This is a genomic window from Oscillospiraceae bacterium, assembly GCA_025758045.1.
GTDB lineage: Bacteria > Bacillota > Clostridia > Oscillospirales > Ruminococcaceae > Gemmiger.
On record CP107208.1, the window covers coordinates 975,113 to 989,511 of the forward strand.

The 14,399-nt window shown below is 52.1% G+C and carries 12 protein-coding genes and 2 pseudogenes; 10 read left to right on the plus strand and 4 right to left on the minus strand.

Features of this window, described 5'->3' with window-relative positions:
• Positions 1-140: 140 nt before the first annotated feature.
• From OGM81_04655 to OGM81_04665, 3 genes and pseudogenes are all read left to right on the plus strand, one after another.
• Positions 141-2,000 carry a sensor histidine kinase gene (locus OGM81_04655; GenBank protein UYJ44429.1) on the plus strand — a complete coding sequence of 620 codons (1,860 nt, stop codon included), beginning with the start codon at positions 141-143 and terminating at the stop codon, positions 1,998-2,000.
• Positions 1,975-3,402 (plus strand): response regulator, encoded by a 1,428-nt coding sequence (locus tag OGM81_04660; GenBank protein UYJ44430.1) that lies wholly within the window; start codon positions 1,975-1,977, stop codon positions 3,400-3,402. Before OGM81_04655 ends, OGM81_04660 begins: the two co-directional genes overlap by 26 nt.
• Before the next feature lie 157 nt (positions 3,403-3,559).
• Positions 3,560-3,718 (plus strand): annotated as a pseudogene (locus OGM81_04665) (XRE family transcriptional regulator).
• A gap of 43 nt (positions 3,719-3,761) precedes the next feature.
• On the opposite strand, the pseudogene OGM81_04670 reads toward OGM81_04665, so the two are convergent.
• A pseudogene (locus OGM81_04670) lies at positions 3,762-4,538 on the minus strand (PDDEXK nuclease domain-containing protein).
• Positions 4,539-4,623: 85 nt separating this feature from the next.
• On the opposite strand from OGM81_04670, the gene OGM81_04675 reads away from it, so the two are divergent.
• A complete protein-coding gene (locus OGM81_04675; GenBank protein UYJ44431.1) occupies positions 4,624-5,235 on the plus strand; it encodes a helix-turn-helix domain-containing protein in 612 nt (203 codons plus the stop codon).
• 251 nt (positions 5,236-5,486) lie between these two features.
• Here OGM81_04675 and OGM81_04680 read toward each other — a convergent pair whose 3' ends face one another.
• The 3 genes from OGM81_04680 to OGM81_04690 all read right to left on the minus strand — a co-directional run bounded on the left by OGM81_04680 (position 5,487) and on the right by OGM81_04690 (position 7,642).
• Complete coding sequence (locus tag OGM81_04680) at positions 5,487-6,056, minus strand: hypothetical protein (GenBank protein UYJ44432.1); 570 nt, start codon at positions 6,054-6,056, stop codon at positions 5,487-5,489.
• Between the two features lie 13 nt (positions 6,057-6,069).
• Positions 6,070-7,044 carry a hypothetical protein gene (locus OGM81_04685; GenBank protein ID UYJ44433.1) on the minus strand — a complete coding sequence of 325 codons (975 nt, stop codon included), beginning with the start codon at positions 7,042-7,044 and terminating at the stop codon, positions 6,070-6,072.
• Between the two features lie 88 nt (positions 7,045-7,132).
• The gene (locus OGM81_04690; GenBank protein UYJ44434.1) at positions 7,133-7,642 is read right to left on the minus strand and encodes a helix-turn-helix domain-containing protein; all 510 of its coding nucleotides are present in this window, start codon (positions 7,640-7,642) and stop codon (positions 7,133-7,135) included.
• Positions 7,643-7,810: 168 nt separating this feature from the next.
• Here OGM81_04690 and OGM81_04695 point away from each other — a divergent pair, with 168 nt between their 5' ends.
• The 6 genes from OGM81_04695 (at position 7,811) to OGM81_04720 (ending at position 14,308) form a co-directional block, all read left to right on the plus strand.
• A complete protein-coding gene (locus tag OGM81_04695) occupies positions 7,811-8,047 on the plus strand; it encodes a helix-turn-helix domain-containing protein (GenBank protein ID UYJ44435.1) in 237 nt (78 codons plus the stop codon).
• 751 nt (positions 8,048-8,798) lie between these two features.
• Positions 8,799-9,983 (plus strand): helicase RepA family protein, encoded by a 1,185-nt coding sequence (locus OGM81_04700; protein UYJ44436.1) that lies wholly within the window; start codon positions 8,799-8,801, stop codon positions 9,981-9,983.
• Positions 9,980-10,249, plus strand: coding sequence for a hypothetical protein (locus OGM81_04705; protein UYJ44437.1), 270 nt, complete (start codon positions 9,980-9,982; stop codon positions 10,247-10,249). The genes OGM81_04700 and OGM81_04705 overlap by 4 nt, the downstream gene beginning before the upstream one ends.
• The gene (locus tag OGM81_04710; GenBank protein ID UYJ44438.1) at positions 10,236-11,588 is read left to right on the plus strand and encodes a relaxase/mobilization nuclease domain-containing protein; all 1,353 of its coding nucleotides are present in this window, start codon (positions 10,236-10,238) and stop codon (positions 11,586-11,588) included. The genes OGM81_04705 and OGM81_04710 overlap by 14 nt, the downstream gene beginning before the upstream one ends.
• Positions 11,589-11,712: 124 nt before the next feature.
• Entirely contained in the window at positions 11,713-12,897 is a 1,185-nt protein-coding gene (locus tag OGM81_04715; protein ID UYJ44439.1) for a site-specific integrase, read from the plus strand.
• 784 nt (positions 12,898-13,681) lie between these two features.
• On the plus strand, positions 13,682-14,308 hold the full coding sequence (locus OGM81_04720) for a helix-turn-helix domain-containing protein (GenBank protein UYJ44440.1): 627 nt from the start codon (positions 13,682-13,684) through the stop codon (positions 14,306-14,308).
• Positions 14,309-14,399: the final 91 nt, after the last annotated feature.

Here is a 14,399-nt window from a genome sequence, read left to right on the forward strand (position 1 = left end):
GGCGGGCTTTGTCCGGGCGGGGCGCACCACACCGTGCGCCCCGCCCGGTTTTTCTGCCTCAATGGATGCGGGGGTGCTTTTCTTTGGACGGCGGGTCTGCTATACTGGGCTCAAAGTGCACAAAAGGGAGCTGAACGGCCGTGAAACTGAGCGACAGCCAATACCCGCTGAAAAAGGTCTTTTACCGCATGTTTTCGCTGCTGGTAGTGGTACCGCTGATTGTGGTGTTTGCCGCGGCGGCGGTGATCCTGTACCAGGTGATGCGCACCTCCGCGGTGGATACCATCTCGGCGTTTCAGGAAACGGTGGCCACCACCCTGAACACCGATATCAAATCCGCGTCGCTGCAGCTGTCCCATTTTGTCTATGTAAACGACGGCGAGTTCCTGGACGTGGCCAACCGGGTCTATTCCAGCAGCGGCAGCAGCCAGCAATATCTGGCCGCTAAAGAGCTGGAACTGAGTTTCAACATGGCCATGGTGCCGTCTCAGAACATTCTGGCCGGGCTCTTTTTCATGAAAGGCGGGGGTACCGTGCCGGTGAAGGAGTCCATCACCCTGCCGGACGACGCCCTGCGCGCCGAAGGCTGGTACCGCACCGCCCTGGACAATCCCAACCGGGTGACCATAGGCGGCTACGACACCAGCAAGACCGATCTGACCGCCAACGCCCAGAAAGGCGGTCAGCTGGTGCTGGTGACGGCCATGGCTCCCAACTATACCACCGACCGCAGCGGCCGCATCGAGATGGTGGCGTACTTTACCACCTCCCAGGTAAGTGAGGTGCCGCTGCGGTCTCGCTCCGACCCCGGCATGGGCACTACCCTGCTGCTGGACGAGGAAGGCCAGGTCCTGTTCGGGGATATGGGCCGGGAAGAACTGCTTGCCTGGTTTGGAGAGAACGGCGCGCAGCTACCCAACGGCACCTTCAACCGGCGGGCGGCCCTGGACCCCGACGGGCGGACCCGCAACTATCTGTTCATCCTGCGGCAGGTACCCTTTACGGGTTGGCGCATCGCCACCTTTGTGGACGAAGGGCTTATCATGGACCGCATCCTGGGTATCGGCGCACTGCTGGTGGGGGTGGTGTTCAGCCTGCTGCTGCTCTTCTTCCTGTTCTCCCGGTACTTCCTGGACGCCATCGTCATGCCGGTGCAGGAGCCGGCCGGGGCCATGGACCGGGTGGCCGCCAACGACCTGGCCGTACAGCTGCAGCCCTCGGGTCACCAGGAGCTGCAGCGGCTGACTTCCTCCTTCAACCAGATGGTCCTGAGCCTGAAAAACATGCTGGCCATCAACGAGGAAACCCAGAAGCGCAAGCATCAGGCCGAGATGCAGGTTCTGCAAAGTCAGATCAACCCCCATTTCATTGTGAACACCCTCAACTCCATCCGCTTCATGGCCCAGATGTCGGGGTACGACGGCACTCGCCGTATGGCCCAGGCGTTGGGCAATATCGTATCCTGCTCTTTCCGTAGCAGCACCAGCTTTTACACGGTGGACGAGGAATTGCAGATGCTGGACAGCTACCTGTACATCATGCGCATCCGCTATGCAGACGGCTTTGAGGTGCGCTACGATGTGGCCGAAGATTGCCGCAGCTGCCGCCTGCCCCGGTTGACCCTGCAGCCCATTGTGGAGAACGCCCTGGACCATGGCTTTGCGGACATGGGGGACGAGCTGGGCCAGCTGGTGATCCAGGCGGCCCGGCAGGGGGATTTCCTTTGCCTGGAAGTGGAGGACAACGGCTGCGGCATGACGCCGGAGCAGGTTGATGCGGTACTGCGGGGCCGTCCCCTGGGGGCGGATACCGGCCACGGCATCGGGCTGAAAAACGTGCTGGCACGGCTGCGGCTGCATTTTGGCGGCGAAAGCAACCTGTTGATAGAGAGTGTGCCCGGCCAGGGCACCCGGATAACGATCCGCCTACCCTGGCAGGCGGTAGCGCCCCAGACAACGAAGGAGGAACTGTCCCATGATCCGAACCCTGATTGCCGATGACGATGCCCTGCTGCGGGCGGCTTTGCGCACCATGGTGGACTGGGAAGCCTTGGGCTACACCCTGGTGTGGGACTGCACCAACGGGCTGCAGATGCTGGAACTGTTACAGCGCACCACCGTGGACCTGCTGATCACCGATATGAAAATGCCCCTGCTGGATGGGCTGGGGTTGATCCGCCGCCTGCGGCAAAGCGCCCTTTTGCCGGTGACGGTGGTACTTTCGGGCTATGACGAATACGAGCTGGTGCAGGAGGCCTTCCGCCTGGGAGCCCATGACTACCTGCTGAAAGGCAACCCGGACACCGCCAGCCTGACCGCCATGCTCACCGAGCTGCGCCGCCGCATCTTTGCCGACGGCGGCACCGCAGCGGCCCCCGCCGCCGGGCCCCAGCTGGCCCCGGGCAGTTACGGGGTGGCGGTATTTGCGGTGGACGACATGGCCCGGCAGTCCGACCGGTTCGGGGGCGACCTGAAAAACCGCCTGGACAAGCCCATGCTGGAACTGGTACGCCAGATCCCCCGGGTGGCAGGTCGGGCCACCCTGCGGGCTGCCGGACCCGGCCAGTACGAGCTGCTGTGGCAAGTTCGGGACAAAGCCCGCTACCACAACACTATGCTGTCGGTAGTGCAGCAGATCCAAGTGGTATGGCGGGATTACATGAACCTGAGCGTTTCAGCGGCGGTGAGCGACCTGGTCACCGAAGCAGGGGTGGCCGACGCCTGCGCCCTGTGCGGGGTGATGGTGCGGCTGGCGGTGCTGCAAGGACCGGGAGCGGTCTGCACCCAGAGCCGGTACGAACCCCTGGCCCGGGCCTGCCTGGACAGAGCCCCTGTGTGTGCGCCGTTGGTGAACGCCCTGGGCGCCCAGCGGGACGAGGACTATGAAGCGGAGAAGGAAGCCTTTTTCCGCACTCGGGAACCGCTGGACGGCCCGGCTCAGACCCAGCTGATGCTGGTGCTGCTGACCCAGATCACCGAGGCCCAGCGCAAATGCGGCCTGGACGCGGAGAACACCGCCGGTTGTGAAGCGGTGGTACAAGCCCTGGGTACCCCCTGGGAGCGCAGTGTCTGGCTGCGCAACCTGCTGCGCAAGGAGCAGGAACGGCTGCAGCACCGCAGCCGCAGCCAGACCCCGGACCCCATCCGCCGGGCCCAGATCTTTCTGGAGGACAACTTCACCGACCACAACCTGACCTTAAAGGCCGTGGCCGACCAGGTAGGCCTGAACGAGAAGTACCTGAGCACCCAGTTCACCCGCCGGTGCGGCTGCACCTTTATCAGCTACCTGAACAACCTGCGGCTGCGCTATGCCCAGGAACTGCTGGCCCGCACCGACCTGAAGATTTATGAGATCAGCGACCGGGTGGGATACAGCCGCTTTCCCAGACTGCTCCCTATCTGAAACACCGCGGTTGAAAAAACTTTTTTCAAAATTCATTATTTAATCGTCAATATATTGGCGATGCTGCAAAAACTGATATCACAATGCTGAACGCTCTACCGCAATTTATATTACAATATTTACATAGTATAGTATAAATGGGAAAGGGTGTACCTGCTTGCTACAGGTAGCCGAATATGAGAGTTTTGTCCGTAAGCGCATCACGCAGCTGCGCCATCGTCTTCATGTTTCTGAACATAAAATGAGCCTTGACCTTGGCAAAAGCGGCAGCTATATGCGCAGTATTTCAATCGGCAAGGCATTGCCCTCGATGCAGCCATCAAGGAAATTAGCAGCTCACGCAAAGCCAGATGACGCGCTTAGTCACCCTCATGGGAGTGCCAGCGCTTTAAGACTTCCTCCACCTGCTTGATAAGCTGCTCCTTATTCGGCATATACAGGACATACCGAGAAGCAAAAATTTGATTAGACAAGCCGCCCAGCGCATACTCAGCCGCTACACTGTCCTTATCGGTGCAGAGGATGATGCCGATGGGCGGATTGTCTTCCGGGTCGTTGACCTCTGCGGCATAGTAGTTCAGATACATATTGATCTGCCCGGCAGCTTCGGGCGTGAGTTTGGTGGTTTTCAACTCGATCAGCACATAGGCGTGCAAAATCTTGTTGTAGAACACCATGTCCACATAGTAGTGGGTGTTATTCACAGTGACCCGCTGCTGTGTGCCGACAAACATAAAGCCCCGACCGAGTTCCAGCAGGAAATCTTCGATTTGCCGCACCAGTGCCGCTTCCAAGTCGCTTTCAAGGAACGGCTTCTCCTCCGGCAGACCTAAAAATTCAAATACATACGGGTCTTTGATGATGTCCTCCGGCTTGGCGTAGTCCACGCCCTTTTCAGCCAGCGCCAAAACCTGCTCCTTGTTGGCATCACCGCGGGATAGGAGCAGACGCTCAAACAGAGAGCTATCAATCTGCCGCTTCATCTCACGGACAGACCATCCGGCGTTGACTGTTTCCTTTTCATAGAAGCTGCGCTTTTCCTTATCGGAGATGGACAGCAGCTCGCAGTAGTGCGACCAATTCAATTTTCCAGACACTGTCTGGAAAATTGGATAGCTGAGATAGAACTGCCGCATCTTGTGTGTAAATATTTTAATTTGTTGACATTTCCCCGAAATCACGATATAGTAATAGTAGAAAACGACTTGGGAGGGATACTGGATGCCGAGCGATTACCAAAAGCAAATAAAAGAAATTTTTGGCACAGCTGATTTGGATGAATTGCGAGAACTTGCAAAGATGCTGAAAATCAATCATCCAAATCCGCGCAATGCGGGCCGCAAGGCACAGCTGACCCCCGACCAGATCGTAGAGGTTTTGGAACTGCATAGAAAAGGCATCGGCAACACCGAGATTGCAAAACAGTTCGGCGTGTCGCGCCAGACCATATACAAGTATATCTATAACGCCGAGCATTTCAGCACGGACCCGGATTTTACCATGCGGATGAATTTCATGAACGGTAAGCAGCTATGTACGGTCATCGACATTGATTTCAAGCACGAAGTTGTCCGCATGAAGAACTACACCGACCGAATCCCTTTGCGGGCGTTTGGCATTGTAGAGAATCCGTCTTGGGCAGATTTCGAGGAATTTTTGAAAGAAAGATGCCTGCCTGCCAGCCGAGCCGGTCTGAAAGGCATTCTCCGAGAGATGGATGTTCCTTTCTTTGATCCGCTGCTGATTATTGAAAAGACCAATGGGCGTATGGCTGGGGACCACCAATGGGTGCAGATTATAAAAGCTGAATCCTCTTGTGCAACAGATAGATAGGCTATTCAGCCTTGCGTGTAAAACGGCATTTTTGATAGGCACTGCATCCCCAAAACTGACCGTATTTTCCATTGCGCAGAACCAATGGCTTACCACAGTATGGACACTTGGTCTGTAAATCCTCAATATGCTGTTGTTTTTCTTCTTGAGAAACCTCTGTGAACGGCTCCAGTAGCCCAACCACTTGTTCAATATCCTCGTGAGAATAAATAATCGGCGCGTCCTTCAAACGCCGCTTCAAAAAGTATAGTTTACCCTATTGTAAGTAATCGCGCTATTCGCTTGATTACAATCAAGCAATTCAAAAAAATCGAAAATGTTAAAGAGTATACTGTAACGCTGCCGATAAAATGTAGTATAGCAATACAGTTTCGCTGCAAAGCTCCATATAGAGGCACAAGTGCTAGTCCCATAAAAAGAACTACTAAATCCGTAATGGACAAGCAAGATAAATATAGTATGGTGTTGATTGTCTCATTGAACACTGTACCGTAAGCAGGATAACCCTTTTTCTTTTTCTCATTTCCACTGGCGATTGCACCTAATGTGGCAAATAATAACCCCAGCAAAATTGAAATTGCCGTACATACCGTTTCCAGAACACTCGTGCGAATTGGGGAAATTAACGTCAGACCAATTCCAAAGCTAATTGGTGTTGCCATAAAAATTACGCGATGGCGTAAAGAAGAAAGCATTTTCCAGTAATCACAGACAATTTCACGGATGTTCAGAAAAGAATTTTTCTTTCGCAAAGAATAGCGTATAATCAGTAAGAATGTGATTGCAAGAATCAAGGCACCACAAAAATGTGTTTCGCTCATAATAGCTCCTCCGTTAGCGTCTTGATATCACATGAATAGTCATATCCATTTTTTCAATGTATTCTGTCGCGCGTGCACATAAGTACGAAATGATGGTATTCTCGTCAGCATGACCGTTCTCTTTTTCGTATTGGCTGGGTATGTATTCAAGAATGCTCAGATTATCGTATTTATGCAGATTAACCGTTCTTTCTTTACCATCTCCGATGTCTATTGTTGCAGTAACATTGTCGTAAGATATGCCGTTTTCTAATTCAAAAATCGCAGACTTGTCTAAACCGAAATGAATTAAACGCTCAATAAAAGTATTGGCTGCTTTTCCGAGAAAGGAGGACAAGACTCGCTCTTCCTTGGCGTAAGAAATCCCGCTCAATTGGTCGCTGTTGTCTTCTGAGGTGCGATTACGGGTCAATTTCAACCGTTTGAGTGTACCTAAATCAAAAAAGGCGTTTAGAAATTCACTGGGAGATACATTGCACGTGTGAAAAGTTGCGTTCATTTTATCTTTCGCAAACTCGTTTATCATTTTACAGGTAATAGATTTGGCACCGTATATCCCCATGGATTGGAAAAGGATTAAGCCCTTGTTAATGGGTTCCGTTGACGTCTCTTTTTTGGGAATAGCAACAAATACAAAGAAAGGAACCATTCCTGCTTGATTCTTTTCAATTGAACCAACTCGTTCGTGAGATGTTGCATCGTATATGTCGCTTTCTATCCCATAATTCCCCGAATGTATGCAAGCAGCAATGTAAGAAAATTTTTCGGTTTCTCCGCGCCAATTGGGATTTGTTTCAATGTAATACAACTTCTTTTCGGATTCAAGCGTTTCCATTGTGCGGCGAACAGCAAAAAAGGCTTCAAAAAAATCTATTGCCTGGGAGTATTGCGTATCATTGTATTGAACAGGGGAGTTCAGCCCTAAATAACAGCTATTCTTGCCTGATTGGAAAAAGTAGAAGCTGGAAACATATAAACCCAAACTCATTTAAAAGACTCCTTTTTGTATGCGCAATCCTATGAGCAACTATGTTCTTTGTGACATAGGAAAAATGGTGTAGATAGAAAAACTGTTTTCATATGTGTAGATTATCACAATCAGGCCACATAATCTTCCACTCAAAATACTCAGCCTGCGTGATCTCTCCCGCATACAACTTCTTCTGAACCGCAGCCCAATCCTTCAGAAAATCATCCAGAATCGTATCATCGAACCACATCGCCACGGGGGAGCGCGGCGGCCAGCTATCGTTATCATCATAGCGCAGCGCAAGGTCTGGGTTGGCATTGTACCGCGCTGTGCCGCGCTCAGTTAGCACCAACTTGATAACGCCGGGCTGCTCCTCGTCCAGCCAGAAAAGCTGCTCCAGAATATCGTTTGCCGGACCGTTTCCGCCATCGGAAAGTGCCAACGGGGAAACACGCAAAGCCTCTGCTATTTGATTTAGCAGGGGCTTTTTTGGTACGCGGTAACCCATTTCGTATTGCGCAATGCGGTTTGCGCTGAGGTCGACCAACTCGCCCAACTCTTTCTGGGTCATGCGGCGGTGTTGGCGGATGCGCTTGATTTTCTCTCCGATGTTCATTTCAGTTCACTCTCTTTGCAGGATTTTCCTTATTGTACCACACCATAACATAAAAGCGCAAAAAAAAAGTAACAATTTTGCGAAAACTATTGACATTCGCATAAAAGCGCAGTATCCTATATTCACATCGCAAATATGCGAAAGTTGAAATTCAAGGATGGTGATCGAATGGATTGTAAAGAAATCAGAGAAATGTACAAGCTCATGTTTGCGGAGTACCCGGACATTGTAACGGTCAAGGATCTGCAAGCCATGCTGGGCATCAGCCGCCACGCGGCCTATGACCTGCTGGGAGAGGGCGAGATCAGCTGCATCCGGCTGGGAAACGCCTACAAAATCCCCAAAATCAATGTGATCAATTATGTTCTGAAAAGTCCGTGCGGTCAGACCCGTGTGAGCGCGTAGGAGAAAGCCTTGTTTTTGGCAAGAGCACCTCCCCGTCTTAAATAGATTCGGCACCTTGAAAACTGCATATCCGACAAGCAAGGTACATTCACCGCATTGCCGTCAACTTACGAGTACGGCAGCGCAGACAGAGTACGCGCCATGACTGCCACCGGGCACGAGCGATTCAGTCTCTGGTAAACACCCCGTGGCGGAGTGGAGCGCAATGACAGATGTGGTCGTAAAGATACTTCCGTCCAGTCACAGTTCACACAATAAGGGCGGCAGGCAGAGAACCTGGCTGGGGTAAAAATACCCATGATGCCGTTGCAGCCGAACGGTAGCCTTGCGAATCGTCCCCACAGCTGGGGCAAGGTGGGCAAATGCAGCTGTAAATCGAAATGTTATCCCGAAAGTGTACTGAACGGATTCACTTTTTCCAGCCCAGTAAAAGTAGTGAATCAGAACAGTATACTTTCGGAAAATTTATTGGGAGTGAATCAGATTTGATTCACAATTCAGAGGGAAAGGTGTAAAAGTGAATCAGTTCTGATTCACTTGCAGTAACTGCCCAAATCCGCCCGGTGTGGGGCGGATGCCCCGCGTCGCACACTGACGCGACATCACCCGCAAACCCGCCGTTTGGCGCGTTTGTGGGGCTGTGGGGCGGCGTGAGCCGTACAACTTAACACTGGAGAATAAAACTTACTACACACAAAACGACGATAGTATGAGATAATAGATATATACCAAAACAGAAAGGACGATGCGAATGAATCATGAAAAACTTCCAAAAACGATCTCCGCCGAAGAACTCCTCTCCACGCCGCTGCCGCCGGTCAAGTGGATCATCCCTGATTTGCTCCCAGCCGGTCTTGCACTGTTTGCCGGTCCCAGCAAAGCGGGCAAAAGTTGGCTGACCTTGTGGCTGTGCTTGCAGGTGGCGCAGGGAAAGCCTATGTGGGGACGCGAAATAGAGCCGCACACCGTTCTTTATCTCTCACTGGAGGACACCTTCAACCGCCTGCAAAAGCGCCTTCTCCAGCTTGTGGGCAGCGAAGAAGCCCCCGAACGGCTGGTCATGCAGACGGAATGCAGCAGCATCGGGCAGGGGCTGGAAGAACAGCTCACCAGCTTCATCTATCAGCACCCGGACACCGGACTGATTGTCATTGATACCTTGCAAAAGGTTCGTTCCAACGACCAGAACAACAGTATGTATGCCAGCGATTACAAGGAAATCAGCGCCTTGAAAGCATTGGCGGACAAGTATAACATCTGTATTTTGCTGATCCACCATCTGCGCAAACAAGCCGCAGACGACCCGTTCCAGCAGATTGCAGGTTCCAACGGTCTGATGGGTGCGTCCGATACCAGCTGGGTCATGCAGCGCAAACGCATGAGCCAGACCGCCAGCATTTTGGTGACCGGGCGCGACATGGACAACAAAACACTGCGTCTGCACGAAGAAAACTGCGTTTGGATGCTGGACGAGGAAGAAAGCACTGAACAAATTGCGGCGAAGGCGGTGCCGAGTTACCTTTGGAAAGTGGCTGATTACATTGACCGTGTTGGCATTTGGCAGGGTACGGCTACCGAATTGCTCTCTGCAGCCGATATTGAAGGCGTTTTGCCCCACCAGCTGACCCGGAAAATCGTGGAACACTTCGATACCGTATTCACGCCAAGAGGTATCCGCTATGAAACCCACCGCACCTCGCAGGCGCGGCAGATGAAGTTCTCCCATGACGGAAATGACGCAGATGACGCTAATGACGCTGAAATTGACATAACCCAGCTTTTCAAATGGGATATCTCACAAACAGCGTCATCAGCGTCATTAGCGTCACAAAGGTCGCGTAAGGGGAGCAAGCATGGGCAAAGTGTTGCCACAGGGCAACCCGCCGAAAAGCCTACGGGGACAGCCACGAACCCCTGTGAGGCTGCTGGCGCATGAGAAAGCGCAGTGTCGGGATCAATGTCCGCGTCAGCGTCACAGAGAAACGAAAAATGACGCTGATGGCTAAACGGTGCGGGCTGTCTCTCTCGGAATACTTACGCCAGCGGGCGCTGGGATATGAACCGGGCGGGCATCCGCTCAAGGAGGTATTTAATGTATTGGACAAACTGGATGAAATTGCAGAGAACTGTTCTGCACGGGAAGGGGCAGCCATCAACGCCCAGACCGACCGCATGAGGGATTTGCTCATTGGCAGTCACTAAGATCTGGACGATCAAGGACAGCTTACAGCGCGTCCTTGATTATGCCGCCAATCCGGACAAAACCGAATACGATGCCATTGCCCAAACGCTGCACTACGCAGAGAACGATGCCAAGACTAAGCTGAACGAGAGCGCCCAGCTCGTCACCGGCATCCATTGCAGGGCAGACCATGCGTGGGAGGATATGCGGGCTGTACAGGAGCGCTTTGGTAAAACAGACGGCGTGGTGGCGCTCCACGCCTACCAGAGCTTCCGCGAGGGGGAAGTCACCCCGGAGCAATGCCACGAGATCGGCGTGGCACTGGCCCGCAAGGTCTGGGGCAAGCGATTTCAGGTGCTGGTCGCTACCCATATGAATACGGATAACCTGCACAACCACTTCGTTATCAATTCCGTATCGTATGTGGACGGCAAGAAATACGAGCAACGCCGCAGCCAATACGCTGAGTTCCGGGCGGCATCCGACAAGCTGTGCCGGGAGTACGGCTTGTCAGTAGTGGAGCAGCCCAAGGCCAAGGAACCGACGCGGTACGCCTGGATGCGGGAAGCCATCGACCAAGCCTGTGAGGATGCCAGCACCGCCGAGGACTTTCACAGGGCGCTGTATCGGCAGGGGTACATTTTCGACAGTGACCCCAACCGAAAGTATGCAACGATTCGGGCGCGGGATGGAGGCCGTGCAGTGCGGCTTTATCGGCTGGGAGAAGAATACGATTTACCTGCCATAGACGACAGACTGCGGGGAAACTACTTGTTGTATGGACCAAGGCTGTATGAGGTGAAACACCCACCCCGCCAGTATACGCCGAAACGGTATCGCCCCAAGGATACCTATGCAGGAAAAAGCATCCTCCAAATTTTCCTCGAGGTGTTCTTTGATGAATCCCAAATGCATCGCTTGTATCTGTACTACTGTTATCAGCTGGGTATCCTGCCCAAGAAACAGCAACCGCGTATCAACCGCCCGGAATTAGAGCGCATTTGGAAAGATACCGAGAGAATCCTTGCAGAACACGCCTTTGTCTACGACCACAAGTTCCCCTCTTTGCAAGCAATCGTGGACTACCGCAAGGGCTTGTCCCAGCGAATGGAAACCCTTGCCGCGCAGCGGGCGGAAGTCGTCAAGCAGATGCGCCGAATGGATGCCCCGCCGGAACTTGCAGACCGCCGTACAATGCTTACCTGTAAGATTGCGGAACTCCGCAAAGAGGACAAAATCGCAGAGGGAGCCATCAAGCGTATTCAACGCACGCGCGAATCCAACCGTATTGACCGGGAAAACAGGATGCCGCAACATCCCGGACCACGCCGCCGCAGAAGGGAACGGGAGCGCGAATGATGTCAGTTTGCACCCAATGTGCAGGACGGTTCTTGTGCAATTCTGTGAATAGCTTTCCGGCGGGATTGCTGGTATCGTTGTACCGAACCCCAAATGCAGCAACTTGAAAAAAGGAGAGATGCCTATGGTAGCAGGACGCTTACAGGAGAAAAACGGATTTTATTACATAGTGCTGAGTTACACGGACTCGGCGGGCAAACGCCGTCAGCCGTGGATCGGCACAGGGCTGCCCGTCAAGGGCAACAAAAAACGTGCCGAAAAAATGCTGGCAGAAACGCGAAAGAGTTTTACGATTCCCAAAGGACAGGTGTCCGAACTCAGCCCGGATATGGCATTCAGCGACTATATGCGATATTGGCTGAAAATGATGCGAACCGCCGTAACGGAAACTACTTACTCGTCCTATTGCTTCAATGTGGAAAAGCACATCATTCCCTACTTTGAACCGCTGGGCGTAACGCTGGCAGGGTTACAGCCGCGCCAGATTCAGAGCTTTTATCTGCACGAAGCGGAAACGCTGAAAAACACCTCTATACTGCGATTCCACGCCAATCTTCACAAGGCGCTGAAATACGCCGTGCGCATCGACCTGATCACCAGCAACCCGGTGGACAAGGTGGACCGCCCCAAGCCGCAGGCGTTCATGGCAAGCTATTACAGCGCCGAGGAAATGGAAAAGCTCTTTGAAGTCGCCCAAGGGCATAAGTTGGAACTGATTATCCAGCTTGCAGCCTTTTACGGACTGCGCCGAGCCGAGGTGATGGGGCTGCGGTGGGAGGCCATCGACTTTGAAGCCAAGACGCTGACCATCCGCCACATCGTGACCAGCACCCGCATTGATGGCAAGAAGATTTTGGTAGAAGCTGACCGAGCCAAAACAAAATCCAGTCTGCGCACCTTGCCGCTGGTAGACCCGATTGCCGAACGCTTAAAAGCCGTCAAAGAGCAGCAGGAATACAACCAGAAAATCTGCGGCAACTGCTATAATCAAGAGTACCTTGGCTATGTATTTGTGGATGCAATGGGAAACCTGATCCAGCCGGATTCCGTGACGACGGGCTTTCCGCAGCTGCTGAAAGAAAATGGTCTGCGCAGGATCCGATTCCACGACTTGCGCCACTCCTGTGCCAGCCTATTGCTGAAAGAGGGCGTACCGATGAAGCAGATTCAAGAGTGGCTGGGTCACAGCGATATTTCTACTACGGCCAACATTTACGCACATCTGGATTCGCGGTCCAAAAACTTAAGTGCCCGAACGATGGCAAACACGCTGACACTGCCGAAAGCGCAGCCCATAAAGAAGTGGTAACATGAACAGAGGGCGGCACCTGAGAAATCGGGTGCCGTCTTTTTTGCTGTCAATTTGTACACAAGATGCAGGAAGAATCTTGTGTAGTTCTGTGAATAGCTATTTCCCGCGATTGCTGGTATGATTTGTACCGAACCCGAAAATCACTACTTGAAAATAAAGGGGAGATGTTTATAAGAAAAGCATCGGGATTTTGCAAAGCGGCAATAAAAAATCACTACCCAATGTGAAATTGAGTAGTGATACTTGGCGCAGACGGCGGGACGCAAAGCGCCGGGCATGGGCTGTTCGAATCCCACCTTGCAACCCTTGCATAGTTTGCCGCAAAAATAATAAGCAGCACCCCGCAAGGTGCTGCTCTTGGCGCAGACGGTGGGATTCGAACCCACGTGACATTGCTGTCAAATTGATTTCGAGTTTTTTGGTATATATCGCAACTGACGGTATTTGTCGGAAAAAAGCGGAAGTTGTCGGAAGATGATTCGACCGACCTACGACGAAAAATGTTGAAAAAGAAGTCCTTTTTAACGTCAGAACGTCGCAATTCGAACCCGTTTCGAAATGCCGAATTTTCGGGAAAAATGAGAGAAAAACAGGCATTTTTGGCACGTTGGAGAGATGTTGGAGAGAAAAACAGGAGAGAACAAAAAAGCTCAATTTTCCTTATTGTTATGGGCATTTACAAAAGTGTGTTGACTAAATTTTATGCAAATTCCCCCTTGCCTCAAAAATCAAACCGTCCCTGCCTGCTGTTGATGAGTTCGAATAATGGACGGTGATTCTAGTGGATTACAGTTACGACTTTGCAAAAATCAAGGCAAACTACCCTGAAAAAATCGGGCTGGAGCAGATGCGCGTCATCTGCCATATCAGCAAAAAGACGGCGCGTTACCTGCTGACAAGCGGGCTTGTTCCCTGCATAGATACCGGCAAGAAAACCCGCCAGTACATCATCAATACAAAAGATGTTATCACGTATCTTAAAAAGCGTCAATCCCAACCGGAAAAATTCTCGGCACCGACCGGGTATTACTCAGCGAGTTGGAACAAAGGCGGCAAGCCCAAAATGCTGACCTTACGGGAATGGGCAAATCTGGATACCGCCAAAAGCAGAAAGAAGTTTCAGGACTTTCTTACCCTGAAAACGCAGCCCTACAGCGATGTGCTGAGTGTTGCCGAAGCAAGCCGGCTTACCGGCTATCACCACAACACCCTGACGAATTGGTGCCATAACGGTTACATCCGATACTTTGAAATCAGTGGTGGGTATATGATTCCCAAATCTTGTCTGCTGAATTTTCTGCTTAGTCCTCATATTCTGGACAGCTATCGACCTTCTAAAAAGATGGTTGACCTTGCGAAAGAATTCAGCCGACAGGGCAAATCGACAAAAAAGCCCACCGCCAAATGAGTGCCATAGAGAAAAGCAGCGTCCCCCGAATGTAAAACGGAGGACGCTGTTTTTATAGCCCTATTTCAACTGCTGACAATTTGTCACCAGT

Coding starts and splice junctions, on each gene's coding strand:
- OGM81_04675 (UYJ44431.1), top strand. CDS start 4,624: ATGCCGAGCGATTACCAAAAGCAAATAAAAGAAATTTTTGGCACAGCT.
- OGM81_04695 (UYJ44435.1), top strand. CDS start 7,811: ATGGATTGTAAAGAAATCAGAGAAATGTACAAGCTCATGTTTGCGGAG.
- OGM81_04700 (UYJ44436.1), top strand. CDS start 8,799: ATGAATCATGAAAAACTTCCAAAAACGATCTCCGCCGAAGAACTCCTC.
- OGM81_04705 (UYJ44437.1), top strand. CDS start 9,980: ATGAGAAAGCGCAGTGTCGGGATCAATGTCCGCGTCAGCGTCACAGAG.
- OGM81_04685 (UYJ44433.1), bottom strand. CDS start 7,044: ATGAGTTTGGGTTTATATGTTTCCAGCTTCTACTTTTTCCAATCAGGC.
- OGM81_04660 (UYJ44430.1), top strand. CDS start 1,975: ATGATCCGAACCCTGATTGCCGATGACGATGCCCTGCTGCGGGCGGCT.
- OGM81_04680 (UYJ44432.1), bottom strand. CDS start 6,056: ATGAGCGAAACACATTTTTGTGGTGCCTTGATTCTTGCAATCACATTC.
- OGM81_04715 (UYJ44439.1), top strand. CDS start 11,713: ATGGTAGCAGGACGCTTACAGGAGAAAAACGGATTTTATTACATAGTG.
- OGM81_04690 (UYJ44434.1), bottom strand. CDS start 7,642: ATGAACATCGGAGAGAAAATCAAGCGCATCCGCCAACACCGCCGCATG.